22 protein-coding genes and 1 riboswitch are annotated in these 26,444 nt (G+C 62.3%); of the genes, 16 read left to right on the top strand and 6 right to left on the bottom strand.

Features of this window, described 5'->3' with window-relative positions; all coding sequences use genetic code 11:
* Nucleotides 1–97 precede the first annotated feature (97 nt).
* The 5 genes from J3P97_RS20125 to J3P97_RS20105 all read left to right on the top strand — a co-directional run bounded on the left by J3P97_RS20125 (nt 98) and on the right by J3P97_RS20105 (nt 4,681).
* Nucleotides 98–1,159 carry a DUF2066 domain-containing protein gene (locus J3P97_RS20125; RefSeq protein WP_434672625.1) on the top strand — a complete coding sequence of 354 codons (1,062 nt, stop codon included), beginning with the start codon at nt 98–100 and terminating at the stop codon, nt 1,157–1,159.
* Nucleotides 1,160–1,191: 32 nt separating this feature from the next.
* Nucleotides 1,192–2,265 (top strand): AI-2E family transporter, encoded by a 1,074-nt coding sequence (locus J3P97_RS20120; RefSeq protein ID WP_305499429.1) that lies wholly within the window; start codon nt 1,192–1,194, stop codon nt 2,263–2,265.
* Between the two features lie 170 nt (nt 2,266–2,435).
* Nucleotides 2,436–3,140, top strand: a complete 705-nt coding sequence (gene hda / locus J3P97_RS20115; protein WP_003178999.1) for a DnaA regulatory inactivator Hda — start codon at nt 2,436–2,438, stop codon at nt 3,138–3,140.
* 214 nt (nt 3,141–3,354) lie between these two features.
* Nucleotides 3,355–3,981, top strand: coding sequence for a C40 family peptidase (locus tag J3P97_RS20110; RefSeq protein ID WP_434672624.1), 627 nt, complete (start codon nt 3,355–3,357; stop codon nt 3,979–3,981).
* Nucleotides 3,982–4,147: 166 nt separating this feature from the next.
* The gene (locus J3P97_RS20105; RefSeq protein ID WP_434672623.1) at nt 4,148–4,681 is read left to right on the top strand and encodes a C40 family peptidase; all 534 of its coding nucleotides are present in this window, start codon (nt 4,148–4,150) and stop codon (nt 4,679–4,681) included.
* 124 nt (nt 4,682–4,805) lie between these two features.
* On the opposite strand, the gene J3P97_RS20100 is transcribed toward J3P97_RS20105, so the two are convergent.
* Nucleotides 4,806–6,116: a PQQ-dependent sugar dehydrogenase gene (locus tag J3P97_RS20100; protein WP_434672622.1), complete on the bottom strand. Its 1,311-nt coding sequence runs from the start codon at nt 6,114–6,116 to the stop codon at nt 4,806–4,808.
* 209 nt (nt 6,117–6,325) lie between these two features.
* A complete protein-coding gene (locus J3P97_RS20095) occupies nt 6,326–6,910 on the bottom strand; it encodes a hypothetical protein (protein WP_434572435.1) in 585 nt (194 codons plus the stop codon).
* A gap of 159 nt (nt 6,911–7,069) precedes the next feature.
* Nucleotides 7,070–7,302, top strand: a riboswitch (cobalamin riboswitch).
* Nucleotides 7,303–7,384: 82 nt separating this feature from the next.
* On the opposite strand from J3P97_RS20095, the gene cobO reads away from it, so the two are divergent.
* The 11 genes from cobO (at nt 7,385) to J3P97_RS20040 (ending at nt 22,580) form a co-directional block, all read left to right on the top strand.
* On the top strand, nt 7,385–7,996 hold the full coding sequence (gene cobO, locus J3P97_RS20090) for a cob(I)yrinic acid a,c-diamide adenosyltransferase (protein WP_434672621.1): 612 nt from the start codon (nt 7,385–7,387) through the stop codon (nt 7,994–7,996).
* A gap of 11 nt (nt 7,997–8,007) precedes the next feature.
* The gene (locus J3P97_RS20085) at nt 8,008–9,387 is read left to right on the top strand and encodes a cobyrinate a,c-diamide synthase (RefSeq protein ID WP_434672620.1); all 1,380 of its coding nucleotides are present in this window, start codon (nt 8,008–8,010) and stop codon (nt 9,385–9,387) included.
* Entirely contained in the window at nt 9,384–10,034 is a 651-nt protein-coding gene (gene bluB, locus J3P97_RS20080) for a 5,6-dimethylbenzimidazole synthase (RefSeq protein ID WP_434672619.1), read from the top strand. The genes J3P97_RS20085 and bluB overlap by 4 nt, the downstream gene beginning before the upstream one ends.
* Entirely contained in the window at nt 10,031–10,939 is a 909-nt protein-coding gene (gene cbiB, locus J3P97_RS20075; RefSeq protein WP_434672618.1) for an adenosylcobinamide-phosphate synthase CbiB, read from the top strand. Before bluB ends, cbiB begins: the two co-directional genes overlap by 4 nt.
* Complete coding sequence (gene cobD, locus J3P97_RS20070) at nt 10,932–11,924, top strand: threonine-phosphate decarboxylase CobD (RefSeq protein ID WP_434672617.1); 993 nt, start codon at nt 10,932–10,934, stop codon at nt 11,922–11,924. The genes cbiB and cobD overlap by 8 nt, the downstream gene beginning before the upstream one ends.
* On the top strand, nt 11,921–13,372 hold the full coding sequence (locus J3P97_RS20065) for a cobyric acid synthase (RefSeq protein WP_434672616.1): 1,452 nt from the start codon (nt 11,921–11,923) through the stop codon (nt 13,370–13,372). Before cobD ends, J3P97_RS20065 begins: the two co-directional genes overlap by 4 nt.
* A 123-nt stretch (nt 13,373–13,495) precedes the next feature.
* A complete protein-coding gene (gene cobU, locus J3P97_RS20060) occupies nt 13,496–14,017 on the top strand; it encodes a bifunctional adenosylcobinamide kinase/adenosylcobinamide-phosphate guanylyltransferase (protein ID WP_434672615.1) in 522 nt (173 codons plus the stop codon).
* A complete protein-coding gene (gene cobT, locus J3P97_RS20055) occupies nt 14,014–15,069 on the top strand; it encodes a nicotinate-nucleotide--dimethylbenzimidazole phosphoribosyltransferase (protein WP_434672614.1) in 1,056 nt (351 codons plus the stop codon). Before cobU ends, cobT begins: the two co-directional genes overlap by 4 nt.
* Complete coding sequence (gene cobC / locus J3P97_RS20050) at nt 15,066–15,641, top strand: alpha-ribazole phosphatase family protein (protein ID WP_434672613.1); 576 nt, start codon at nt 15,066–15,068, stop codon at nt 15,639–15,641. The genes cobT and cobC overlap by 4 nt, the downstream gene beginning before the upstream one ends.
* A 2-nt stretch (nt 15,642–15,643) precedes the next feature.
* Nucleotides 15,644–16,375 carry an adenosylcobinamide-GDP ribazoletransferase gene (locus J3P97_RS20045; RefSeq protein ID WP_434672612.1) on the top strand — a complete coding sequence of 244 codons (732 nt, stop codon included), beginning with the start codon at nt 15,644–15,646 and terminating at the stop codon, nt 16,373–16,375.
* 151 nt (nt 16,376–16,526) lie between these two features.
* A complete protein-coding gene (locus J3P97_RS20040; protein ID WP_434672611.1) occupies nt 16,527–22,580 on the top strand; it encodes a leucine-rich repeat domain-containing protein in 6,054 nt (2,017 codons plus the stop codon).
* Between the two features lie 166 nt (nt 22,581–22,746).
* On the opposite strand, the gene J3P97_RS20035 is transcribed toward J3P97_RS20040, so the two are convergent.
* From J3P97_RS20035 to J3P97_RS20020, 4 genes are read right to left on the bottom strand one after another with little or no spacing between them, the layout of a single operon-like run.
* Nucleotides 22,747–24,030 carry a TRAP transporter large permease gene (locus J3P97_RS20035; RefSeq protein ID WP_434672610.1) on the bottom strand — a complete coding sequence of 428 codons (1,284 nt, stop codon included), beginning with the start codon at nt 24,028–24,030 and terminating at the stop codon, nt 22,747–22,749.
* Entirely contained in the window at nt 24,027–24,575 is a 549-nt protein-coding gene (locus J3P97_RS20030; protein ID WP_434601559.1) for a TRAP transporter small permease, read from the bottom strand. Before J3P97_RS20030 ends, J3P97_RS20035 begins: the two co-directional genes overlap by 4 nt.
* The gene (locus J3P97_RS20025; protein WP_434672609.1) at nt 24,572–25,567 is read right to left on the bottom strand and encodes a TRAP transporter substrate-binding protein; all 996 of its coding nucleotides are present in this window, start codon (nt 25,565–25,567) and stop codon (nt 24,572–24,574) included. Before J3P97_RS20025 ends, J3P97_RS20030 begins: the two co-directional genes overlap by 4 nt.
* A 22-nt stretch (nt 25,568–25,589) precedes the next feature.
* Nucleotides 25,590–26,414 (bottom strand): SDR family oxidoreductase, encoded by an 825-nt coding sequence (locus J3P97_RS20020; RefSeq protein ID WP_434672608.1) that lies wholly within the window; start codon nt 26,412–26,414, stop codon nt 25,590–25,592.
* Between the last annotated feature and the right edge of the window lie 30 nt (nt 26,415–26,444).

Genomic DNA, 26,444 nt, shown 5'->3' with positions numbered 1-26,444 from the left:
GCGCCGGGTGGTGAATGTTTTCCCCGGTGCCGTGGTCACAGCCATGCTCAATCTTCTCCACACGGCCGGTGCCAGCCGTTATGTCCGGGAATCTTCCATGCGTCTTCTCAAATTCTTGTCCATGGGCTGCCTGTCGCTGATCAGCCTGGCGAGCCATGCCGAAACCCTCAATAACCTTTATCAGGTGCGTGAGCCGGTCAGCAGCCAGGCGCCGGATGAGCGTAACCAGGCGACCCTGCGGGCGCTGGACACCTTGGTGCTGCGCCTGACCGGCGACACCAAGGCCGCGCAGCATCCCGGTCTGGCGGCGATCCGCAAGGACCCGCAGCAGATCATTCTGCAATACGGCTACGACGCCGGTCCTCCGGAAAGCCTGCAGGTGGACTTCGATCCCGCCAGCACCGACCGGGCATTGCGTTCGGCGGGGCTGCCGCTCTGGGGCGCGAATCGTCCATCGATCCTTGGCTGGTGGCTGAATGACTCGGCAGAAGGCTCCAGCCTGGTCGGCGATGGCCAGGCCAGCGCCACGCCTCTGCGCCGCGCTGCCCAGCACCGGGGGCTGCCGTTGCACTTGCCGTTGGCGGACTTGAGCGAGCAGATTGTCGCCACCGCGCCGACGTTGCAAGGCAACGATCCGGCGCCGTTGCGTGAGGCGTCGGACCGGTATGGCTCGGATGCCTTGCTGGCGGTCCATGCCAAGGAGGAGGGTGGCCAGTGGCAGGCCACCTGGCGCCTGTGGCTGGGCGACCAGCGCGAACAGGGCAATGCCCAGGGCGCCGATCCCGCTGCGCTGGCCGATGCCGTGATGTTGGCGGTGAGCCAGCGCCTGGCGCCGCGTTTCGTGGCCAAGCCGGGCGTGGCGACCGAGCAGTTGCTGGAAGTCCAAGGCGTGAATCTGGAACGTTATGCAGCGCTGGGGCGTCTGCTCGAACCGTTCGCTGGCCAGGTGCAGCGGGTCGAGGGCGACATGATCGTCTACAAGGTCAACGGCAGCGCCGAGCAATTGAAGGCACAACTGGCCCTGGCCAAACTGCAGGAATTGCCGCCGGGTGAAGCCGTCGCGCAAGCGCCCGCGGCGCAGCCGGCCGCCGACGGAACGGTTCCGGTCGCGACACCGACACCGACACCGTCGCCGGCTAACTTGCGATTCCGCTGGTAGTTTTCTTTCTTTTATAGGGGCAGGAGTGGTTCATGGGCGATACGCGGCGTTGGTTCTGGTTGGGTGGGGTCGCCCTGCTGATTGCATTTATCTACTTGCTTCACCCGATCCTCACGCCGTTCCTGGTTGCGCTGTTACTGGCCTATCTGTTCGATCCGGTGGTGGATCGCCTGGAAAAACTCGGGCTGTCCCGGACCTGGGGCGTGGTGGCGGTGTTCGCGTTGTTTACCTTGATCGTCAGCGCTCTGCTGCTGGTGCTGATACCCATGCTGGCCAAGCAATTGGTGCGCCTGTACGAGCTGGCACCGCAGATGCTCGATTGGCTGCAGCACACCGCGGTGCCGTGGGTGCAATCGAAGCTGGGCCTGTCGGACGGTTTCTGGAAGTTCGACAAGGTCAAGGCCGCCATCAGTGAACACATGGGGCAGACCACCGATATCGTCGGCGTGGTATTGAGCCAGGCCACGGCTTCGAGCCTGGCGCTGATCGGCTGGCTGGCGAACCTGGTGCTGATTCCCGTGGTGGCTTTTTATCTGCTGCGCGATTGGGACCTGATGATGGCGAAGATCCGCAGCCTGCTGCCGCGTCATCGCGAAGAACGCATCATGACGCTGACTGGCGAATGCCACGAAGTGCTGGGGGCGTTTGTCAGGGGGCAGTTGCTGGTCATGGTCGCGTTGGGTTTCATCTACGCGGCGGGGCTGATGCTGGTAGGGTTGGAGCTGGGCCTGTTGATCGGCCTGATCGCCGGGTTGGCGGCCATCGTGCCTTACATGGGGTTTGTCATCGGGATTGGCGCGGCGTTGATCGCCGGGCTGTTCCAGTTTGGCGGCGACCTGTATCCCATGGTCGGCATCGTCGCGGTATTCATGGTCGGGCAGGCGCTGGAGGGCATGGTGCTGACGCCGTTGCTGGTGGGAGATCGTATCGGCTTGCACCCGGTGGCGGTGATCTTCGCGATCCTGGCGGGTGGCGAGTTGTTCGGCTTCACCGGGATCCTGCTGGCGCTGCCGGTGGCGGCGGTGATCATGGTGCTGGTGCGTCATATGCACGATCTGTACAAGGATTCCGACATATATAGCGGCGCAGAGGACCCCGACCTCTAGGGCAAAATGGCAGGCGCGGCGTCAGGGAAACTGACGCTCCGTGCCCTTGCTGCTGCAAACCTTTGATTTTGCTCGTGGTCCGGCGCATTGTGCGGTCCGCGCCACGGGTATAAACTTTGCAAACTTTACACAGAGGCCACTAATGGTTCCCTTGGAACCGTTCAGTCAGCATGAAACCGATTCAGCTGCCCCTTGGTGTGCGTCTGCGTGACGACGCCACCTTCATCAATTACTACCCAGGCGCCAATGCCGCTGCACTCGGCTATGTCGAGCGGCTTTGCGAAGCCGACGCCGGCTGGACCGAGAGCCTGATCTATCTGTGGGGCAAGGACGGGGTAGGGCGCACGCATCTGTTACAGGCGGCGTGCTTGCGCTTCGAGCAGTTGGGTGAGCCTGCCGTGTACCTGCCACTGGCTGAGCTGCTGGATCGCGGCGTGGAAATCCTCGACAACCTGGAGCAGTACGAACTGGTCTGCCTGGATGATCTCCAGGCAGTGGCCGGCAAGGCCGATTGGGAAGAGGCGTTGTTCCATCTGTTCAACCGGTTGCGCGACAGTGGCCGGCGCCTGTTGATTGCCGCATCGACCTCGCCACGGGAGCTGCCGGTGAAGCTGGCCGACTTGAAATCCCGCCTGACCCTGGCGTTGATCTTCCAGATGCGCCCGCTTTCCGACGAGGACAAGCTTCGCGCGTTGCAATTGCGTGCATCTCGACGCGGCCTGCACCTGACCGACGAGGTCGGGCATTTCATCCTCACCCGTGGCACCCGCAGCATGAGCGCGTTGTTCGAACTGCTCGAACGTCTCGATCAGGCCTCACTCCAGGCCCAGCGCAAGCTGACCATTCCTTTTTTGAAAGAAACTTTAGGCTGGTAAAACGGTCGCGAGATGATGGCTTAAAGCCTCTTCTTAACCCGACGAAGCCCGCGGTTTTACTGGGCTGGAGGCCTGCAAGCCGCTCAATACGGGCTTAAGCGCTTAGATGTAAACGAGAAATCAAGAAGTCACATTTGCATCGATTGAATTTGCAAATGAGGTTGATAGAAGGCATAGTCTCGCCATCTTTACTACCTCAGCCACGGTCGTGCCCATGCTAAATCGCTTCGCACCCCTCGTGCCTCTCGCACTCGTTACCCTGTTGTTCGGTTGCGCTGCCCACTCTCCAGTGACCCAGCAAGCGCCCCAACCACAGGTGAATAACACCGTTACCGCCCAGTCTTCCGTCGTTGCGTTCCAGGAAGAAATGGCCTCCGACAAAGAGCTGGCAGACTTCGCCGGCAGCAAGCCTTATCAGCTTCCAGTGCTGGCGGACAGCATCCTGGAGCGCGGCATGTCCTTGATCGGCACACGTTATCGTTTTGGCGGGACCTCCGAAGCCGGCTTCGACTGCAGCGGCTTCATCGGCTACCTGTTTCGCGAAGAAGCGGGTATGACCCTGCCGCGTTCCACGCGTGAAATGATTAACGTGAAGGCCCCGCTGGTCGCTCGCAACCAGCTCGAACCCGGTGACCTGCTGTTCTTCAGCACCAACGGGCGTCGCGGTCGCGTCAGCCACGCCGGTATCTACCTGGGCGACAACCAGTTCATCCACTCCAGCAGCCGCCGCAGCGGTGGGGTGCGAATCGACAGCCTGGGCGACAGCTACTGGAGCAAGACCTTCATCGAAGCCAAGCGTGCCCTCGCCATGGCACCGACCGTAATGACGGCTCGCAAGTAAGCGCACAGTTTGTAGGGCAAACTTAAAGTCTTACTTGAAGTTTGCCCCATAGCCGCTAGAATCCATGATCATTGATTGATGGCAATCCGCCTGCGTACTACGCGGGCGGACTTGTTTCCATCTCCACGGCAGAAATAGCCGCATCCAGATCAGGATTGTTGTGCCTATGTCGACGTCGGCCCGCCTCGCTCTCATGTTTCTTGCTGCACTGCTCAGCGCGTGCGCGAGTCGCACCCCGCCGCCCGCGCCAGTGCGGGCTCCGGTGGTGTTCGCACCTTCCCAGACTTTTTCTCCCGCCGCCGAAGACGTGCTGTTCCGGGCTTTGGGCCTGGTGGGTACGCCTTATCGCTGGGGCGGCAACACGCCGGATTCAGGTTTTGATTGCAGTGGCTTGATCGGCTATGTGTACCGTGACGCCGTCGGCATCTCGCTGCCACGTTCCACGCGCGAAATGATCAGCATGCGCGCGCCGGAAGTCGGCAAGGATGCGTTGCAGAGCGGCGATCTGGTGTTCTTCGCCACCAATGGCGGCTCTCAGGTCAGCCATGCCGGAATCTATGTCGGAGAGGGGCGCTTCGTCCATGCGCCGGCCACGGGCGGGACGGTCAAGCTCGACAGCCTGTCAAAGGCCTATTGGCAGAAAGCCTACCTGGGCGCCAAGCGCGTACTGCAGCCGGATCATCTGGCGCGTAATCCCTGATTTCTGCCGGGTAGGCTCTTGTGGCGAGGGAGCTTGCTCCCGCTGGGCTGCGCAGCAGCCCCAAGCTTTTAGCGGTCGCTACGCAACCGAGCGGGAGCAAGCTCCCTCGCCACGGGTTTCAGCTTTAGTTTTTTGACACCCGCCAGATTTTGTTCCCGACATCATCCGCCACCAACAACCCGCCCTGCTTGTCGATCACCACGCCCACCGGCCGGCCCTGGGCTTTTTCGTCTGCATTGAGGAAACCGGTCAACACATCTACTGGTTGCCCGACCGGTTTGCCGCCGCTGAACGGAACAAAAATCACTTTGTAGCCACTGTGGGGCTTGCGGTTCCAGGAACCGTGTTGCCCGATGAAAGCCCCTTCGGTGAACGGCGCGGGCAATTGGCTGCCCTCGGCGAAGCTCAGGCCCAGGGAGGCGGTGTGCGGGCCCACCGCATAATCGGGGGCGATGGCCTTGGCCACCAGCTCGGGGTTTTGCGGCTCGACCCGGACATCGATGTTTTGCCCGTAATAACTGTAAGGCCAGCCATAGAAGCCGCCATCCTTCACCGACGTGATGTAGTCCGGCACCAGGTCGCTGCCGATCTCGTCCCGTTCGTTGACCGCCGTCCACAACGCGCCGCTGCGTGGCTCCCATGCCAGGCCATTGGGATTGCGCAGGCCCGCGGCGAAGATGCGATGAGTGCCTGTGGCGCGGTCGACTTCCCAGATCGCCGCCCGGCCTTCTTCCGCTTCCATGCCGTTCTCGCCAACGTTGCTGTTCGAACCGGTGGTCACGTACAGCTTGCTGCCGTCCCGGCTGGCGATGACGTTTTTGGTCCAGTGGTGGTTCAAAGTGCCGCCCGGCAAGTCGACCACCTTGGTTGGCTGTGCCTTGATTTGTGTGTCGCCTTCCTTGTACGGGAAGCGGATCAGGCGGTCGGTGTCGGCCACGTACAGGTCATTGCCGACCAGGGTCATGCCGAACGGCGAATTGAGGTTCTCCAGGAAAATCGTCCGGGTCTCGGCGACGCCATCGTGATTGGCGTCTCGCAGCAGGGTGATGCGGTTGGGGCTGGGCACGCCGGCACCGGCCCGGCCCATGACCTTTTTCATGACCCAGCCACGAATGCCCTGGGTATCGTCGGGCTTGGGCGGGGCGTTGGTTTCGGCCACCAGCACATCGCCATTGGGCAGTATATAAAGCCAGCGCGGATGATCCAGCCCTTCGGCAAACGCGACTACCTGCAGGCCGTGGGCCGGGGTTGGCTTGGCGCCGTCCGGCCAGCCGACCGCCTCGGCGATGTTCACGGTGGGAATCAGGGTCTTGTTCGGTTCGGGCAGTTTCGGCGACGGGCCGGTGCCGTCGGAAACCTGCAATGTGGAAGACTCGCCACACGCGACAAGCCCCGTAGCCAGGGCAATGATTAACAGATGAGGTGGCTTGAGCATGCGGGCTTCCCTATGAGTGCATGTGGTTACTCATAGAGGAGCGTAGACGTGGGATGGTTCAACGGTGGGTAACAACAGTCAGGCAAACAGATTCCTTTGTGGGAGCGAGCCTGCTCGCGAAAGCGCTATATCGGGCAACATCGATGTCGACTGTTGCACCGTCTTCGCGAGCAGGCTCGCTCCCACATGTTTTCCCACTGATCCATGAATCAGCCGTGCGCCTGTTTCAGCAGCAGCGCAATACCCGGATGGTACTGGCCCGCCTCGTTGCGCAATTTGCGATAGGCGTAGGGGAAGTACCAGGCCACGGCGCAGGTGTTCTCCTTCTGCAGGTCGTCGATCATGTCCTGCAACTCTTCTGGCGTGGCGCTTTGCTGGGCTTTTTGCGGGGCAACGAACAGGCAGCCCAGTTTCAGGTCGCTGGCGTAGCTGATGCGCTTGGCGTCGCTGGCGGCTTCGAGCAAGGGTTGGGTCAGGTTCAGGTTGTTGACTTTCGGCCAGCGCTGGGTGGCCTGGATGAAGGCGCGCTCATCGGTGCTGGCGATGAACAGGTCGGCGCTGACGTTGCGTTCGCCTTCTTCATTCTGCTTGCGCGTCGCTGCGTTCTGCAGCGTGACCATCTCAGCCATCCAGGCAGCGGCAGACAGCAACCCGAGGTTGGCTTTTTGATCATGCCAGTAGGGGGTGTCGTTATCGCCGCGCACGGCGTTGTAGCGATCGATACAGTCGAACCAGCGTTCCAGCACCGGGCGTAGAAACTCCAGCTTTGGATTGCTGATAATCATGCCTTGCATGCGTTTGCCCTCTTGTTCTTGTGATAGCGGGTCGTAGTGTCTATTTGATATCACTTGCCACAGCTTCACACAAGATCGATGTCAGTTTATTGATCAGGACCACTCAATGAGCCGATGCATATGGCGGCTTTAATTGACGCTCCATCCCCAACCCTCTAACCTTCGCGGCTTGTTTCAGGTGCTCTGTGGCGCGGTCGCGGCCGACAGAGTGAAACAGGGAAGCCGGTGAGCGAACGCGAACCCGGCGCTGCCCCCGCAACGGTAAATGAGTCAACGCTGTGCTTTGTGGCCACGCAGGCCACTCACCACTGTGTCGCAAGACATGGGAAGGCGCGCAGCCAGGCATAACGCCGCTCATGAGCCCGGAGACCGGCCTGATTCATCCAACGGCATCACGGTGGGCGATGCCAGGCTCGCTGCCGTCCTTTTTTCTGCCCGCCCGCCGTTATCCAGTCCCAACGGAGAGCTCCCCTCATGACCGATACGCCCGATCGCGACGAACGCCACCTGGCGCGCATGCTGCGCAAGAAAGCCGTGATTGACGAGCGCATCGCCAATTCACCGAACGAGTGTGGCCTGCTGCTGGTGCTGACCGGCAACGGCAAGGGCAAGAGCAGTTCGGCGTTCGGCATGCTCGCCCGTGCCATGGGCCACGGCATGCAGTGCGGCGTGGTGCAGTTCATCAAAGGGCGCAACAGCACCGGCGAGGAGCTGTTTTTCCGACGCTTCCCGGAGCAGGTGCGCTTTCACGTCATGGGCGAAGGCTTTACTTGGGAAACCCAGGATCGTCAGCGCGACATCGCCGCCGCCGAAGCGGCCTGGGCGGTATCGCGGCAACTGCTCGGCGATCCGTCGATTGGCCTGGTGGTGCTTGATGAGCTGAACATCGCTCTCAAGCACGGTTATCTCGATCTCGATCAGGTGTTGAGCGATCTGCAGGCCCGCCCGCCCATGCAACATGTGGTGGTCACTGGCCGGGGCGCCAAGCTGGAAATGATCGAGCTGGCCGATACCGTGACCGAAATGGGCATGATCAAACATGCCTTCCAGGCCGGCATCAAGGCGCAGAAAGGCGTTGAACTGTGAATGATGCTTCGATGACCAGCCGCCACTGTCCGGCGGTGTTGATTGCCGCGCCGGCTTCCGGCCAGGGCAAGACCACCGTCACTGCGGCGCTGGCACGGTTGCATCGCAACCAGGGGCGCCAGGTGCGTGTGTTCAAATGCGGACCTGATTTCCTTGATCCGATGATCCTTGAGCGCGCCAGTGGCGCACCGGTCTATCAACTGGATATGTGGATGGTCGGCGAGCAGGAAAGTCGCCGACTGTTGTGGGAAGCCGCCGCCGAAGCGGACCTGATCCTGATCGAAGGGGTGATGGGGCTGTTCGACGGCACCCCGTCCAGCGCCGACCTGGCGCGCCACTTCGGCGTGCCGGTGCTGGCCGTGATCGACGGCACCGCCATGGCCCAGACGTTCGGCGCCCTGGCCCTGGGCCTGGCCCGTTATCAGCCGGACTTGCCGTTCGCTGGCGTACTGGCCAACCGGGTCGGAACCCTGCGCCACGCGCAATTGCTCGAAGGCAGCCTGACCGAAGGCCTGCGCTGGTACGGCGCGCTCTCGCGAGAAACCGGCATCGAGTTGCCGAGCCGCCATCTCGGACTGGTCCAGGCCAGCGAACTGAATGACCTGGATGTTCGCCTCGACGCAGCGGCCGAAGCATTGGCCAGCAGTTGTGAAGTGGCGCTGCCGCCCCAGGTCGAGTTCGCCGCGCCCGAACTGACAACCGTCGAGCCGTGGCTCGACGGTGTGCGCATCGCCGTCGCCCGTGACGAAGCGTTTGCCTTCACCTATGGCGCCAGCCTCGATCTGCTGCGGGCCATGGGCGCGCAACTAGCCTTCTTTTCCCCTGTTCATGACGCCGAACTGCCCGAGGCGGACAGCCTGTATCTGCCTGGCGGTTACCCGGAGCTGCACCACGTTGCACTGGCGCGGAACGTGCCGATGCTGACGGCGATCCGTGCCCACCACGCAGCCGGCAAACCGCTGCTCGCCGAATGCGGTGGCATGCTCTACCTGCTCGATTCATTGACCGACGTCGAGGGCACTCGCGCCGAGCTGCTCGGCCTGTTGAGCGGCGAAGCGCAGATGCAAAAGCGCCTTGCGGCCTTGGCGTTGCAATCAGTCGAGCTGCCGGAAGGCACCCTGCGCGGGCATACCTATCATCACTCCTTGACCAGCACTGAACTCGAGCCGATCGCCCGTGGGCACAGCCCGAACGGTGGGCGAGGGGCTGAGGCGGTTTTTCGCCTGGGGCGGATGACGGCTTCCTATGTGCATTTTTACTTTCCGTCCAATCCCAGGGCGATTGCCGCGTTGTTTGCGCCCGACCCTGGGGGCGCCTTCGCGAGCAGGCTCGCTCCCACAGGGGACCGCGATTCAAATGTGGGAGCGAGCTTGCTCGCGATGAGGCCATGACTGACAACGCCTTTACCCAGGCCGAACGCGAAGCCGTCTACCGCGCCATCGCCGAACGCCGCGACATGCGCCATTTCAGCGGTGGCACCGTCGAGCCAGCGTTGCTGCGCCGTCTGCTGGAAGCCGCGCACCAGGCGCCCAGCGTCGGGCTGATGCAACCGTGGCGCTTCATCCGTATCAGCGACCGCGCCTTGCGTGGGCAGATCCAGAGACTGGTGGAAGAGGAACGCATCCGTACCGCCGAAGCCCTGGGCGAGCGCAGCGATGAATTCATGCAGCTCAAGGTCGAAGGTATCAATGACTGCGCCGAGGTACTGGTGGCGGCATTGATGGACGACCGCGAGCGGCACATATTCGGTCGCCGGACCTTGCCGGAAATGGACCTGGCCTCGCTGTCCTGCGCCATCCAGAACCTGTGGCTGGCGGCCCGCGTCGAAGGGCTGGGGATGGGCTGGGTGTCGCTGTTCGAGCCTCAGGCCCTGGCTGACCTGCTGGGCCTGCCCGCCGGGGCCAAGCCGTTGGCGGTCCTGTGCCTGGGGCCGGTCGAAGGCTTCTACCCAGCGCCGATGCTGGCCCTGGAAGGCTGGGCGCAACCGCGTCCGCTCACTGAACTGCTGTATGAAAACCACTGGGGAGTGCGCCCATGAGCGTAGCGTTGGTCAGTGCCGCCGCGGTGGCGCTGGATGCGCTGCTGGGTGAGCCCCGGCGTTGGCATCCGCTGGTGGCGTTCGGCGGCTTTGCCGATCGCATCGAACAGCGTTTCAACTCCGGCGGGCGTGGCTGGCGCAGCCATGGGGTGACGGCGTGGGTGATCGCCGTGGTGCCGCTGACCTTGCTCGCCACGGCCCTGTCCTGGGCACCGATGATTGGCTGGCTGGTGGAAATTCTGGCGCTGTACTGCGCCCTCGGCCTGCGCAGTCTCGGCGAGCATGTCGAGCCGGTGGCCCGGGCGCTGCGCAGCGGTGACCTGGACGAGGCGCGTCGACGCGTCGGTTACCTGGTCAGCCGCGAAACCGCCGAGCTGGACGAAACCGCCGTTGCCCGCGCCGCCACCGAGTCGGTCCTGGAAAACGGCAGCGACGCGGTATTCGCCGCGCTGTTCTGGTTCGCCGTGGCCGGCGCGCCCGGCGTGGTGTTGTACCGGTTGAGCAATACCCTCGACGCGATGTGGGGCTATCGCAACGAGCGCTTCGAGCGTTTCGGCTGGGCGGCGGCGAAAATCGACGACCTGCTCAACTACATTCCCGCGCGCCTGGTGGCGTTGACTTACGCTGCGCTCGGCAAGACCCGCCTGGCACTTAAATGCTGGCGCAGCCAGGGGCCGACCTGGGACAGCCCGAATGCCGGGCCGGTGATGGCCGCCGGTGCCGGCGCGCTGGGTGTGGAACTGGGGGGCGCGGCGGTGTATCACGGCGAACTTCATCAACGCCCGCCATTGGGCGAGGGCGTGCCGGCGAGTGCCGATTCGATTGACCGAGGCTGGCAATTGGTGCAACGCGGCGTATGGTTATGGCTGCTGATTCTCTGCCTCGGAGCCGAGTTTTATGCTTGAGCATGGTGGACGACTGCGCAACGCCGCCCGGCAATACGGGATTGCCGAGGCCGACTGGCTCGACCTGTCCAGTGGCCTCGCGCCCTGGCCGTTCGAGATCCCGGCGATTCCAATGCGCGCCTGGGCGCGCCTGCCCGAGACCGACGATGGTCTGGAACAGGCCGCTTGCGACTATTACGAAGCGACGCATGTGCTGCCGGTGGCCGGTTCGCAAATGGCCATCCAACTGCTGCCGCGCCTACGCCGAGCGGGCAAGGTCGGGGTCCTGTCGCCCTGTTACGCCGAACACGCCGAAGCCTGGCGCCGCAGCGGCTACATCGTGCGCGAAGTGCTGGAAGCGGAAGTGGATTTCTTCCTCGACAGCCTCGACGTGCTGGTGGTGGTCAACCCGAACAATCCCACCGGCCTGAGCCTGGACCCCGGACGCCTGCTGGATTGGCATGCGCGGCTGGCCCAGCGGGGTGGCTGGCTGGTGGTGGACGAGGCGTTCATGGATATCACGCCGCACCTGAGCCTTGCCGCCTACGCCCATCAGGTCGGATTGATCGTGCTGCGCTCGTTCGGCAAGTTTTTCGGCCTGGCCGGAGTTCGCCTCGGGTTCGTCCTGGCCGAGCGACGCTTGCTCAAGCTGCTCGCCGAACAGGTCGGGCCGTGGGCCGTCAGCGGGCCGACGCGGATATTGGGCCAGGCGTGCCTGTTGGATACCGAGGCACATACTCGCCAGCGCCAGCGTTGCGAGGAAACGAGTCAGCGCCTGGCGCTGCTGCTCGAACACCGCGGCTTCAAGCCCCACGGTGGCTGCGGGTTGTTCCAGTGGCTGGTTACCGAGCACGCCCGGGCCCTTTATGACTTCATGGCTCATCGCGGCATTCTCCTGCGGCTGTTCATCAACACCAGCAGTCTGCGCTTCGGACTGCCGGCCGATGACGCAGAATTCCTGCGTCTCGAACAGGCTTTCGAGGCCTATGCCAAGGACATTCAATGACCACCTTGATGGTGCAGGGCACCACCTCCGATGCCGGCAAAAGCACGCTGGTCACGGCGCTGTGCCGCTGGGTCAGGCGCCAGGGCGTGAGCGTGGTGCCGTTCAAGCCGCAGAACATGGCGCTCAATAGCGCGGTGACCGCCGATGGCGGCGAAATCGGCCGGGCCCAGGCGGTCCAGGCCCAGGCTTGTGGCCTCGAACCGCATACCGACATGAACCCGGTGCTGCTCAAGCCCAACAGCGACACCGGTGCCCAAGTCATCATCCATGGCCGCGCCGTGACCAGCATGAACGCCGTGGCGTATCACGATTACAAGGCCATCGCGATGCAAGCGGTGCTGGCTTCCCATGAGCGTTTGCGCGCGGCGTATCCGGTGGTCATGGTGGAGGGCGCGGGGTCGCCGGCGGAGATCAACCTGCGTGCCGGCGACATCGCCAACATGGGCTTTGCCGAGGCCGTCGATTGCCCGGTGGTGCTGATCGCCGACATCAATCGCGGCGGCGTCTTCGCCCACCTGGTCGGCACCCTGGAATTGCTTTCGCCGAGCGAGCAGGCCCGGGTCAAAGGTTTCATCATCAACCGTTTTCGTGGCGACCTGGCGTTGCTGCAACCCGGCCTGGATTGGCTGCAAGCGCGCACCGGCAAACCGGTGATTGGCGTGTTGCCCTATGTGCTGGACCTGCACCTGGAAGCCGAGGATGGTCTCGATCAGCGTCAGGCCGACAAGGCCGAACAGGTACTCAAGGTTGTGGTGCCGGTGCTGCCGCGCATCAGCAACCATACCGATTTCGATCCGCTGCGCCTGCACCCGCAGGTCGACCTGCAATTCATCGGCTCCGGCCAGACCATCCCGCCGGCTGACCTGATCATCCTGCCCGGTTCGAAAAGCGTGCGCAGCGACCTGGCCTACCTGCGCGCCAACGGCTGGGAGACGGCGATCAATCGGCACCTGCGCTACGGTGGCAAGTTGCTGGGCATCTGCGGTGGTTTGCAGATGCTTGGCCGGCAGGTTCACGATCCGCTCGGGCTGGAAGGCGCGGCCGGTTCGAGTGCCGGGCTGGGCCTGCTGGACTTCGAGACGACGTTGGAGCATGAGAAGCAGTTGCGCAATGTGCGCGGGCGGTTGGCTTTGGAGGATGCCGAGGTCAGCGGCTATGAGATCCATGCCGGTGTGACCACTGGCCCGGCCCTGGAAAACCCTGCGGTGACGCTGGACGACGGCCGCTGCGACGGCGCCCGAAGCCTCGACGGGCAGATTTTCGGCACCTATCTGCATGGGCTGTTTGAAACGCCAGCGGCGAGCAGCGCGTTGCTGCGCTGGGCGGGCGTGCAGGACGTGCAAGCGGTGGATTACCACGGGTTGCGCGAGCGGGATATCGAGCGGTTGGCGGATCTGGTGGAGCGGCATCTGGATACCGGGGTGTTGCGTGAACTCTGTGGGATTTGAGGTGGCCGGGCTGACCTCATCGCGAGCAAGCTCGCTCCCACATTGGAACGCATTTCAAATGTGGGAGCGAGCTTGCTCGCGATGGCGCCAGTCGCCACACCGGCAGATAGAAGGTAACGACCCATGCTGCAACTGATCCTCGGCGGCGCCCGCTCCGGCAAGAGTCGCCTGGCTGAAAAACTCGCGGCAGGCACCGGCTTGGCGGTGACCTACATCGCCACCAGCCAACCCCTGGACGACGAGATGAACCAGCGTGTCGCCCAGCATCGCGCCCGGCGCCCGGCCGATTGGGCGCTGGTGGAGGAGCCACTGGCGCTGGCGCAGGTGTTGCGCGAAACCGCCGCGAGCGAGCGCTGCCTGCTGGTGGATTGCCTGACCCTCTGGCTGACCAACCTGTTGATGCTCGACGATGCCGACCGACTGGCCGCCGAGCGCGAAGCCCTGCTGGACTGCATCGGCGCGCTGCCCGGTGAAATCATTTTTGTCAGCAACGAGACCGGCCTGGGTGTCGTGCCGCTGGGCGAGCTGACTCGCCGTTACGTCGATGAAGCCGGTTGGCTGCATCAAGCCCTGGCCGAACGTTGCCAGCGCGTCGTGCTGACCGTTGCCGGCCTGCCCCTGACTCTCAAAGGTACTGCGTTATGAATCACCGCTGGTGGCTGGACCCGTGCAAGCCCGTTGATAGCCAAGTGCTGGAGCAAGCGATGGCGCGGCAACAACAACTGACCAAACCGGCCGGCTCCCTCGGGCGCCTGGAGTCGGTGGCGGTGCAGCTGGCGGGCCTGCAAGGGCAGGTCAAGCCGAGCCTTGAACAATTGTGGATCGCGATTTTTGCCGGCGATCACGGTGTGGTGGCCGAAGGCGTCTCGGCCTATCCCCAGGAAGTGACCGGGCAGATGCTGCTCAACTTTGTCAGCGGCGGCGCGGCTATCAGCGTGCTCGCGCGGCGGTTGGACGCTTGCCTGGAAGTCGTCGACCTGGGCACCGTGACGCCTTCGCTGGACTTGCCCGGCGTGCGGCATTTGCGGGTCGGCCCGGGCACCGCCAATTTCCTCCTGGGCCCGGCCATGACCCTGGCCCAGGGCGAACAGGCCCTGCAAGCCGGACGCGACAGTGCCATGCGCGCCGCTGGCCGCGGAACGCAACTGTTCATCGGTGGCGAGATGGGCATCGGCAATACCACGGCGGCCAGCGCGCTGGCCTGTGCCTTGCTCGATTGCCCGGTGGCGCATCTGGTCGGGCCGGGCACCGGGCTGGATGCGGCGGGTATCAGCCGCAAGGTCCAGGTCATCGAACGCGCCCTGGCCGTGCACGGTGGGTCGAACGGCGACCCGCTGCAAACGCTTTGCAACCTTGGCGGCTTTGAGATCGTCGCGTTGGTCGGTGCCTACCTGGCCTGTGCCCAACAGGGCATCGCCGTGCTGGTGGATGGCTTCATCTGCAGCGTCGCGGCCCTGGTGGCGGTGCGGCTCAATCCGGCGTGCCGGCCCTGGTTGTTGTTCGCCCACCGTGGCGCCGAACCCGGACACCGCCACGTACTGGAAACCCTCGCTGCCGAACCGCTGCTGGACCTCGGCTTGCGCCTGGGCGAGGGCAGCGGGGCGGCGCTGGCGGTGCCGTTGTTGCGTCTGGCCTGTGACCTCCACGGGCAGATGGCGACCTTCGCCGAAGCGGCCGTGGCGGATCGCCCGGCATGACCTTGCGCCTGGACCTGTTGCGCCATGGCGAGACCGAACTGGGCGGCGGGCTGCGCGGCAGTCTCGACGACGCCCTGACGCCACGAGGCTGGGCGCAGATGCACGCGGCGGTCGCAGCGGGCGGGCCGTGGGATCGGCTGGTGAGTTCGCCCTTGCAGCGCTGCGCGCGTTTCGCCGAACAGCTGGGTGCGCGACTTGGCTTGCCGGTGCACTTTGAAAAGGACCTGCAGGAATTGCATTTCGGCGCCTGGGAAGGCCGCAGCGCGGCGGCATTGATGGAGACTGACGCCGAGGCGCTGGGGCGGTTCTGGGCCGACCCCTACGGCTTCACGCCGCCGGAAGGCGAGCCAGTGCTCGAATTCTCGGCGCGAGTGCTGGCGGCGCTCGAACGCTTGCATCAAGCCTACGCCGGGCAGCGCATCCTGCTGGTCAGCCATGGCGGCGTGATGCGGCTGCTGCTGGCCCGCGCCCGCGGCCTGCCGCGCGAGCAATTGCTCAATGTCGAAGTTGCCCATGGCGCGCTGTTTTCTCTCTTGGTGGCGTCCGGTCCAGTCCTCGAGGAGGCGGTCTGAAGATGTTGCCTTTCTGGATCGCCCTGCAATTTCTCAGCAGCCTGCCGGTGCGCTTGCCGGGCATGCCTGAACCTGCGCAACTGGGTCGTTCGCTGCTGTTCTATCCGCTGGTAGGGGTGATGTTCGGCGGCTTGCTCTGCGGGCTCGATGCCTGGTTGTCAGGCGCACCGTTGCTGCTGCATGCGGCGCTGCTGCTGACGGCCTGGGTGTTGCTCAGTGGCGGCCTGCACCTCGATGGCCTGGCGGACAGCGCCGATGCCTGGCTCGGCGGCTTTGGTGATCGCGAGCGTACGCTGCTGATCATGAAGGACCCGCGCAGCGGACCGATCGCCGTGGTCACCCTGGTACTGGTGCTGTTGCTCAAATTCAGCGCATTGCTGGCGCTGATCGAACAGCAGCAGACCTTGGCGCTGCTCATCGTGCCGGTACTCGGGCGTGGCGCGTTGCTGGCGCTGTTCCTCACCACGCCTTATGTGCGTGCCGGTGGCTTGGGCCAGGCGCTCGCCGACCACCTGCCACGCCATGCCGGTTGGCAGGTGCTGTGCGCCGTTGCGCTGGCCTCCGGGCTGGTGGCGGGCTGGGCCGGGCTGGTGGCGTTGATCGTCGCGGCGCTGACCTTCATCGGTTTGCGCCGGATAATGCTGCGCCGGTTAGGCGGGTGCACCGGAGACACGGCGGGGGCCTTGCTGGAACTGCTGGAGATGGCGGTGCTGGTGGGTTGGGCATTGAACTAGTCGGCACTCATTACCGCGACCAGAGACAGATTTACATACCGGCTTACATTTCTCTGCGAGTTATCCACTCACGCTATAACTATGTATGTCATCCGCCGCTTCATGGCTCGATAGGCTCGATGCTTTATCAAGCACAACACGGGTGACATCAATGTCTGTTCTATCTGAAGAAAACGCTGGGGCATCGCTTGCTGCCGACGCAGATCCGCTCTCCATCGCCGCTGTGACAAGCCGCGTCGAATATACCGGCCAGCTCGAACCGGACAACCCCGGGCAAACGCGCCAGGACAGCAGCCTTGAAACGCAGTGGATCCGCCAGCTGGTTGCCTGTTACCCGGCTGAAATACCGAGTAGCCTTGCCCATCCCATCACCCCTGATACGCTGATCCCGGTGATGTACTGGAGCACGCTGAGTACTTACCAGAACGGCACCGAACACATCGATCTGGTGCCTCTGTGGATGCTGGCATCTGGTGAGATGGCTTTCTTGAGGACCTACCTGTCCACGCCGCCGGACGACGCCGAACTCGCGACGACGCTGCTGGGCAGCGCACAGGCCCCTTATCGCTGGCACATGAAGATATTCTGGGGCGATGAACAGAGTGCCGGAACCTTCAGCGACTATAACCGCAAGCAGCTGGCAGATGCGGTCCCGGCCGATGTCCTCGGCGCCCTGGCGGGGCTCAACGACGGATTGCTGCAGGCGATCAGGCAAGGGATGCCACACAGCTATAACGGATTCGCCAGCCTGGCAGTCGGCATGGATTGCGGGACGTTGGAGCAGGAGCTGCGATCAGAGGCCGACGATACGTTCAAGCGACCTGAACGTCAGCGCAGGTCGGTCTACGATCAAGTGCTGGAGCCTGTCAGTCTGTTGCCCAACGGTCTGCGGTTCCGCCCCCACAAGTTTGCCGGGCAGTGGTTGGCCGAACGAGGCCTGAGCAGCGACGCGCAGGTTCGGGTGAATTACCAGGAAGTCGAGACGATCGATTCGGCTTCCGCAAGCAAAGGCGCATCGGTGCCGCTGCTTCACGTCGTCACCCAGGGGTTTTTGAGCACTCACCAGAGCAAGGACAAGTTCTACGCGTCTGCCGCTTCGGCGCGCGAGGGCTGGCGTTATCCGCATATCAGCCAGATGACCGTCGACTTTTCGTCACTTCAGGTCAACGGCAGAGCCTTGGCGCCGGAGCTTCTGCGACAACTGCAAGAAGGTGTCCCACCAGGTTATCAAGGCCCCGGACAATCTCTGATCACCGACGTGGATGAGCAAGGCAAGCTGCTCGGGCCCCAGGAAAAAGCGCGGCTCAGGCAGATGGAATTGCTGGACCTCAACCAAGTGAAACTGGCCCGCCTGTTTGCTGGTCTGCCGACATTCGACTCGGCGCTCAAGAACCGGCTGGTCCGCACGCTGGGTGAAAAATTTGAGGTACGCCAGTTTCAGGCTTCGCTGCCAGCACCTATCGATCCGGATAACTGCTACGTCAATCACTTCGTCACTGACTCCAGCGGCGGACGCTCGCTGACCTCCTCGCAAAGTTTCACCGAGGTAATCCAGGACTGTTTACAGCGTGATGCGCCGCCCCATTATCTATTGGGCGAGGTGGGTTTTTTCAGCCGCCCGGATTCCGTGTCGGAGGAGGACAGCGTATTTGCTGATCCGGTGGACGCGCAGGTCCTACGGACCATGGAGTCGGTCTTCTACTTCCCTCAGCCGACAACCAATGTATCCGTAAGGCGTCAGTTGCGTGACGATCTCAGCAGCTTCTGCAACAGCCGCACATGGGGTTACTTGCTCGAACCGCCAAAGTCGTCCTCCGCCGAAGCGGCCTTGGCATATCTGCTTGCCCAGCGATTCCTGCATCTTCTCAATCTACACAGAGCAGACCAGGAGCCGGCCACCCAGTTGACCCGAAGTGCGCGGGTCCTGCGGGCTGAGGAGGATCGCCTGCTGGACCTCATCACCACTCACCCTTCCTTGGCGGACAGAAACGGTTTGCTGCGCACGCCCGTACCCCATGTTTATGCGGTCATGCTCGATATGGGCAGCGCGACGACGCAGAAATGGCCCGCCGCGATGGTGATCAAGGTACCTGAGCGACGTTCACTGTTCCTTTATTCACTGGAAGGTGGGATACAGCGCTTCGGTTCTTTTCAAGCGCTGGTCTCAAACGTGCACCCTCTCTACAAGGGGGAGGAACGCACGATCCAGGACATTTCTACGGAATTGTCCGAGCCGGTGTTTGTAGTAGCCGCCAATGACCTGCTGCAGCTTCAACGCTCCGCGCTCGAGGCTGCGCTGACAGTTCCCGATGCTCAAGCGCCGGCTTTGGACATTTTTGCGCGCAGCGTAGAGGATGCGCTGGCTTTACCTATGCTGGGGCTTTCCGGGCCTCTGACTGTCCGTCAGGAGACCCTGGTGGAGAACAACCGCCCCAATCTCTATAAAACCGCGGCGCAGGCGGAAAAAAACCGTTATCGCCTGCTGGAGGAGCAAGTCCTCCAGAAGGCCAATAATGTGGGCAAGGAAATCCCGACGCTATGGGAATTTACCCGCCAGAAAGTCAAGGAATATGTGCAGGAAAATCTGCATCCAGCGGTGGATTTCGACCCGGACAAAACCCTGGTCACGCTTGCCTCTGGCACGAACACCGACCCTGGGAAGTCGCGTACCACCAACCTGACCCAGTGGATGCTTGATAACCTGCGCCCCAGGCAGTATCCGAGCGCAATGAGGGATGTGCAGCCCATCCACCTGACAGATCAGGATGGCCGGCGTGTGCGCAATCCGGCCAACGGCTACTTCTATACGTTGACCGGGATCGAGCTGGCCAGGATGACGAAGAGCATCGATGCCGGTGGAAGTTATGAGCTCGTGCTCGTGGAGGCATTGAACAAACCGGACTACAAAGCGGCATGGCAGGCGGCGTATCTGGCCAATATGCGCTTCAAGGGCTACGAAGCGGCCCTTCGGGGCAACGAGGCGTTCAAGGTCATCGTGAAAGATGAAGCTTTCAACCCACCGAAGCCGTGCAAGCAACTCGCCCTCTGGCTGGATGCCGTCCTGAAATCATCCTCGGCGCAGACACGCGCCCGGGTCGGGGGCAAAAAGGTCCATGTCCATGCTCTTCTGCTCGGCGGCAGCCTGGAGGATGGCAGGTCACACGGGTCGGGCGGTGCTGCCAGTATTGAGGGGGCGCTGATCCTGTCGGACCGGCAGAGGCCGGAAATCGAAGGTACGGTTGGCGTTTACTTTCCGGACAGCCCTGATGGCAATGACTTCCATGAGTTCTCCGACCTGAGCGATGGCGTTGCAAGGCTTTTGCTGCGGGAAGAATGGTACGGGTATTTCCGTTCACGCATTTCCTTGGTCGAACCTGAGGAGATAAAGCGGATTCTGGGACGGCGTGGCGGTCGTCCCTTTGTTGGGTGCTCATTGATCGACGGTGATTTTCTTGAAACCCTGCATCGTGCGCACGTCAGCTTCCACAGAGCGCATACCGCGGAGCGTTCCACCAGCAATCGAGATGTTCAAGTTACCTTCAGCGATATTATTCCGCAGATGATCGGGGGGGTATTGGATGTGGTCAGTCTGCTTCTGGTCCCCGGCTATCTACTGATCAAACGGGCCATAACGATCAGTTGGGCAATGTTCAAGACGGGGCTTGTCCCGCTGAACGCCAAAGGCTTGAAGCTTTTGCATCTGTTGGAAAGCACCAGAGGAGGCCTTGCCGGTGGGATGACCGTTCCCTTACGAGGCCAATCCTCGTTCCTGGCGGTGATGGCAGGCCAAAGTCAGAGTGAGGGACGGCTTGGGCTGCCGTTGGAGGAGGCGGTCTACCGTCGTTATGCGGTGACGGATGCATCGCCGATACGGGGGCTTACACCGGATGCCCAGGGCTTTTACCGCGTGACTCTCAAAGACTCGAGTACAGGCCGCGTGACGGCTCGCCCGGTCTATATTCAACAGCGCGACGGGACGGTGTTCCGGGTGCACGATCACACCAGGTTGACCGCAACGGAGGCCAACATTGTCGATCCGGTTACGGGTTTGAGCATCCGCTCCAGTGGTGTGACGAGAAATACGGTGGCACGGATGCCCGACGGTGACTGGCGCGCTGTGGGATTTGGCCGGGGCGGAGCGCATCGATCACTGCAGCGCACGAACGGCAGCGTGACACAACGCCTCAAGCGGCTGTACCCCGCGCACACCGAAGATAACCTCTCGACGCGTGAGCAAAAACTGGGTGCACAAGCCTTGCTCGAAAATACCACTGCTGAAGTGCTGGTTACCCGCTTGGAGAAAGAATGGGCAACGTTGGACGAAGGGCTGCGCAAGTGGCAGGTTCAGGAGGGCATTCATCACCCTGCCGAGAACAGTATCAGCCCCGAGGACTTGTCCTCGCTGCGTATGGAGGTGGCGAAGGAGATCCGCCGCGCCTGGCGGAGTGAGCCGCATCCGGAACACCCGGGAATTGATCTGCATTTGGTACTGACAGGGTGGGAGATTGGTCGACCGCCTCCGATCACCGCGCGTTTCGAGCATATCGAAGAGCTGCATATGGATCTCATGGGCCTGAGCGAGGACCCATCGGATTTCCTGCGGTTGTTCCCCAATATCGATACGCTGTCATTGAATGGCAATAGCCTGACCGTAGTGCCGGCGGCAGTGGGTGAGCTCCGCACGCTGTCGGTCTTGTCATTGGGCAACAATCCACTGGAAATCAAGGAGGATATGTTCGCTCCCTTGCTAGGCTCTGGTTCCGCCAGCAGTTTGCTTTCCCTGGATTTGTCCGGGCTGAGCAGTGGCGGCGAGGCAATGGTCGCAGCCATCGGTCGCCTGGCCGAGCTACCCGCCCTGCGCGCACTGGTGTGGGCCGACAACTTGCATTTCACCCCCCAGAGTTTGCAGGCCATTACGGCTTTACCAAGGTTACGATCGTTGGATCTACGGCACTGCGGCCTTCGCCTCAATGAGCAAGGCAGCGCTTTTCTGCGTACCGCCACGGTCTTGGAAGAACTGGTCCTGAGTGGTAACAATTGCCTTGAGCTGCCCAATCTGTCGGAGCTTGCAGGCTTGCGCATCCTGGAGCTGGCCAATGCGCAGCTTGATCGCGTGCCGGAACTGGCGCTGGCGGTACTCTCCAAGCCTTCACACGAAACGATCTTCGTCAACCTCAGCGGCAACCGCATAACCCACCTGCCAGATGAACTATTTGCCAGACTGCGTGACCTGCCGGCACAGGGGCGTCAGAGGTTGCTGCTTGACGACAACCCCCTGCAAAGCGCCCAAATTCAGGCGCTTCGTGCGGTGGAGCCTGGGGCTTATCGCAATACCGTAGACGTTTGGCTGGACGACCTTCCCGACTTCCAAAGGGCATTGGAAGTGGCTCGCGATGATGTCCAGCAGCGGAACTTCATTAACTGGTTCTCTGACTATATCCATTTCGACCATACCGCAGGGACGCTGGAACCTGCGAGTCGTGACAGGGCTAGCACCGTTCTGGAGCACTACATCAGCTACGCCAATATCCATGCCGACCTGCGGGCTAAAGTTGCAGATTTCGATTTGCAGTTGGGGCAACTGCGCGATCGCCTGCAAGCGCGTATTTCGGAGCGTGAGACACCGGATCTGCACGAGCTGGGGCTGCACTTTCTGATGTTCGAATCGGCCCTGCGCGCCCGCCTCGAACCGCAAGGAGTGCCTTTTGCAAGTTTCCTTTACGACCACTATGACTATTGGGACTTCGGCCTGTTGGAACTCTACCCTGAGGTCGTGCAACGCCAGGCACATATGACCCCAGAGAGGTTCATCGACTGGCTCAGCGGGATTCGTAACGCAGACAACATCCATGATCTGCCCTCTGCGGGGGAGATCACCTGGCGGCCCTACCTGGGATTGATGTCCGACGAATGGGTCGCTTGGGGTGCGGCATATGACGATCTATTGGTGAATGCTCCCTCAGGTGAGCCCATAGACCCGTCGCGTTGGCCTGGGGTGCTGCTCGATAACCTGGCCATGTTGGATGTGAATTGGGCCGCCGGACCGGCGGTGACGCTCACTGACGGCCAATTGTTGCGCACACTCGATATCTTCACCACGGTCAAGACTCAGGAATTCGAGCCCCTGGCACGTCGGGTGACCACCGAGATGGTCACCCGCTGGTGGCCGCGGCGACCGTCATTGCCCATAGACAGGCTGACCTGAGCAAAGAAAGACGTATCCCCGGTGAGCGTATCAACCAACGCCTTGGGCACACCGCCTTGGATTTCGCCTTGTACTTGACCCGCCACATGGAAGTACCGGATTGGGCCTGGCAGTACGCGAGAAAGGGCGTAACGACCCATACCCTTGCTGACTTGACGGTTTGATATTACTGCCCAAACACCCTGTTCGGTAGCCACAACGCCAGGCCCGGGAACAGCAGGATAACGCCAAGCATGGCGACCATCAGCAGCACGTACGGGAGGGCCCCGCGGATGATGGTCGCCAGTGGTGCCTGGGAGAGGGCCTGCAGGGTGAAGAGGTTCATCCCCACCGGAGGTGTGATCATCGCGACTTCCAGGTTGATCACCAGCAGCACCCCGTACCAGATCGGGTCGATGCCCAAATGCAGCATCGCCGGGAGGATGATCGGGGTCGTGATCAGGATGATCGCGATCGATTCAAGGAACATCCCCAGGATCAGGATCAGCAACATCATGACCAGCACGAAACCCAGGGCACCGACATCGGCAGCCACCAGAGTTTCGACGATCTGTTGTGGAATACGCATCTTGATCAACACGTGCGAGAAAACCGTGGCGCCGGCGAGAATCAGGAATAGCATCGCTGAAAGTTTCACTGATTCGATTGATGATTCCCACACCTCACGCCAGCCGACTGTGCGGTAAATGACGACAGTGACCATCAAGGACAACCACGCGCCCACTGCTGCTGCCTCAGTTGCGGTAAAAATGCCCAGGTACATGCCGCTGAGGACAATGATCGGCAGGAGCACAGCCCATATCGATTTGCGCAGAGCCTCGGCCATCTCGCGCAGGGATGCCCTCTTGGGGCGTTGTGTCGTGCTGTCCAGCATGCCCCTGATGACGGCCCAGGCCACGAAGAGCAGCACCATTGCGACACCGGGCCCGATACCGGCCATGAACAGCCTGCCGATAGATGTATCGGTGGTCACTCCGTACAGGATCATCGGACTGGACGGCGGTATGAGAATCCCCAATGTCCCGCCGGCGGCGACTACGCCATAGGCCAGGCGCGGGTCGTAGCCGAAACGGAGCATCTGCGGAATCGCGACGGCACCCACCGTAAGCGCGGTCGCCACGCTCGAACCAGAGATCGCGGCAAACACGCTGCAAGCAATAATGGTCGCCACTGCAAGGCCGCCGGGCAGATGACGAGTGAAGGTATAAGCGGCATCGTACAGATCATCGACGATGCGCCCTTTGATCATCAAGTTTGCCATGAAGCCGAATAACGCAACTGCCACCAGCAGGTATCGGTTGATCTCATGGAAGACGATGTCCATCACGGGGCCAAGGCTCCCTTGCACCAGCAACAGCAGTGTTGCGCCATAAAGCATCAGCGCCGCGAAGATCGGCATGCCGGTGAACAGCAGGATCAACAGGATGCCGAGGATCAACACCAGGATCATCGCGCCGTTTCCCGGGCGGTCGGCTTCAGCAAGGTCTCGACGTTGCGCCAGAGCAGCTCGATGGCGACGAGCGCCAGCAGCATGCCCCCCAGCGGCAACAACAGTTGCAGCATCCAGAGCGGCAGTTCCAGGTGTCCCTCGGTCAACGAGCCGAGCGTCCTTGAAAACCGTGCGGTATTCCAGCCGTTGACGATCAGCAGCCAGGCGACAGCCAGTACGCCCAGATTCGCCCAGATATTCAGGCAGACCGCTACGCGCCCCCTCGACAACGAAGTGACGATATCAACGCCGATATGCCCGCCCGACGCCAGCACCTTGGGAGCGCCCAGCATGACGATGGCGGTCAGTGAGAGAGCGACGATCTCATCACTCCAGGCCGGCGGCGCGCCTGCCAGGTATCGCATCGCAACGGCCAGCCCTATCAATGCCAGGTCCATGAGCACCAGCAGTGCGGCGAATGCCATGGCAACGTTACTGGTCACGCCTACCATGCGTCCATAAAGGCGCAGCGGGCGGCTGTCGCTGAAGCCCGCCGGGGGTGTCATCGCAGCTGCTCGATCAGCGCGAGCAGGCGTTCACCATCGTCGCCTGCACTGTCCAGGAACGCCTTGCGGACGGCAGGCTGCATGGCCTGGCGGAGTTCTTCGACCTGGGCCGCGTCGAGTACGACTACCTCCATACCGCTGTCCACCAGGTTTTTGATGTCCTGCGAACGCACGCCTTCATGGGTGCTCAGCGAACTCTGGACGGCATCGTCCGCCGCGCGCTGGAGGCCCGCCTGGAGTTCGGCGGGCAGGTTGTCCCACCAGTTCGGATTCACGACAAGATTATCGAACGCGAGGAAAACAGTGGACGCCGCACCGTACTTTTGCACTTCATGGAATTTGCGTGAGTAAGCCGCGGCGACACCGGTCACACCGGCGTCCAGCACTCCCGTCTGGAGCGCCTGGTAGACCTCGGACCCCGGCATCGCTACCGGCGCAGCACCCATGGCTTTCAGGCCGGAGTCGAACAGCTTGTTGAAACCGCGGATCCTGACGCCCTGGAAGTCGGCCGGCGAGCGCAGCAACCGGTTCGACGAGGTGAAGATCAGATCATTGGTATCGACGATCCAGGCGATATTGACGACGCCTTTTTCGCGGATTTTTTCATCAAGCAATTTCGCCGCCGGCGAATGGATAAAGGCCTTCTGGCTGGCCGGTGAACTCATCAGGTAGGGGATCAATGTCACCGACATTTCCGGAATCACGTTGCCCCACTGCAGGTTGACGATGGCCGCCGCTTCGATTTCGCCCGAGGCGACCGCCGCATGCTGTTGGCCTGGTTTGTACAATTGCGCGGCCCCGAATATCTGCACCTCGACTCGCCCATGGGTGTGCGCGGCTACATCTTTCTTGAACTGCTCAAGGCGCAAGGCCGAGTGATGGGCTGGAGGAAACTGATGACTCAGGCGCAGGGTGAATTCCTGCGAGAAGGCCAGCGAGATGGACAGCGCGAACGCCGCCATGGCGGTGATGACGAACCTGACTGTTTTCATGGGGTTTCCAGTGTGTCGGTATTCAATCCAGGAATAGGTCGGGCGTCAGCGCGCCGCCTTGCGGGTCGTAGCGGTACTGCTCGAACTCGGTCTGGCCGTGTTCCGCCAGCAGCTCTTCATCGATCAGCAGGCGGCCGGTGATCTGACGTCCGTTGCTGGAGAGAATGGCGCGGGCGGCGTCGGCCATGATGGCCGGCGTGCGGGCGCGCTTGAAGGCCTGGCGTCCGCCGAGTTCGAACTCGATGGCCGCGGTGGCAATGATGGTCTTCGGCCATAGCGCGTTGACACTGATGCCGTACTTCTCGAACTCATCGCTCATGCCGAGGGTGAGCATGCTCATGCCGTACTTGGTAATGGTGTAGGGGGCATGCTGGGCGAACCAACGGGTGGAGAGGTTCAGCGGCGGTGCAAGATTGAGGATGTGGCCGTTGCGGCTTTGCTTGAGGTAGGGCAGGGCGGCCTGGCTGCAAACCATCACCGCCCGGGTGTTGATCTGATACATCAGGTCGAAGCGTTTCGGCGCTAGGTGCTCGACGCCCATCAGACGAATCGCCCCCGCGTTGTTGACCAAGGCGTCGATACCGCCGAAATGTTCTGCGGCCTGGCTCATGGCTGCGCCTACGGCCGTCTCGTCGCGCACGTCCAGTTGCAGGGGCAGGGCCTTGCCGCCGGCGGCTTCGACTTCTTGCGCCACGCTGTAAATGGTCCCGGGAAGTTTTGCGTGGGCCTCGGCACTCTTGGAGGCGATCACAATATTGGCGCCATCAAGGGCGGCGCGCAGGGCGATTTCGCGGCCGATGCCGCGGCTGGCGCCGGTGATGAACAAGGTTTTGCCGGAAAGGGACACTGCGGTGCTCCTGTGCTTGTCTGGGGACTG

This window comes from Pseudomonas sp. R1-15, from assembly GCF_051132085.1.
Taxonomy (GTDB): Bacteria; Pseudomonadota; Gammaproteobacteria; order Pseudomonadales; family Pseudomonadaceae; genus Aquipseudomonas.
Note: the sequence above shows the minus strand (reverse complement) of the source record. Positions and strands in the feature narration are given on the sequence as shown.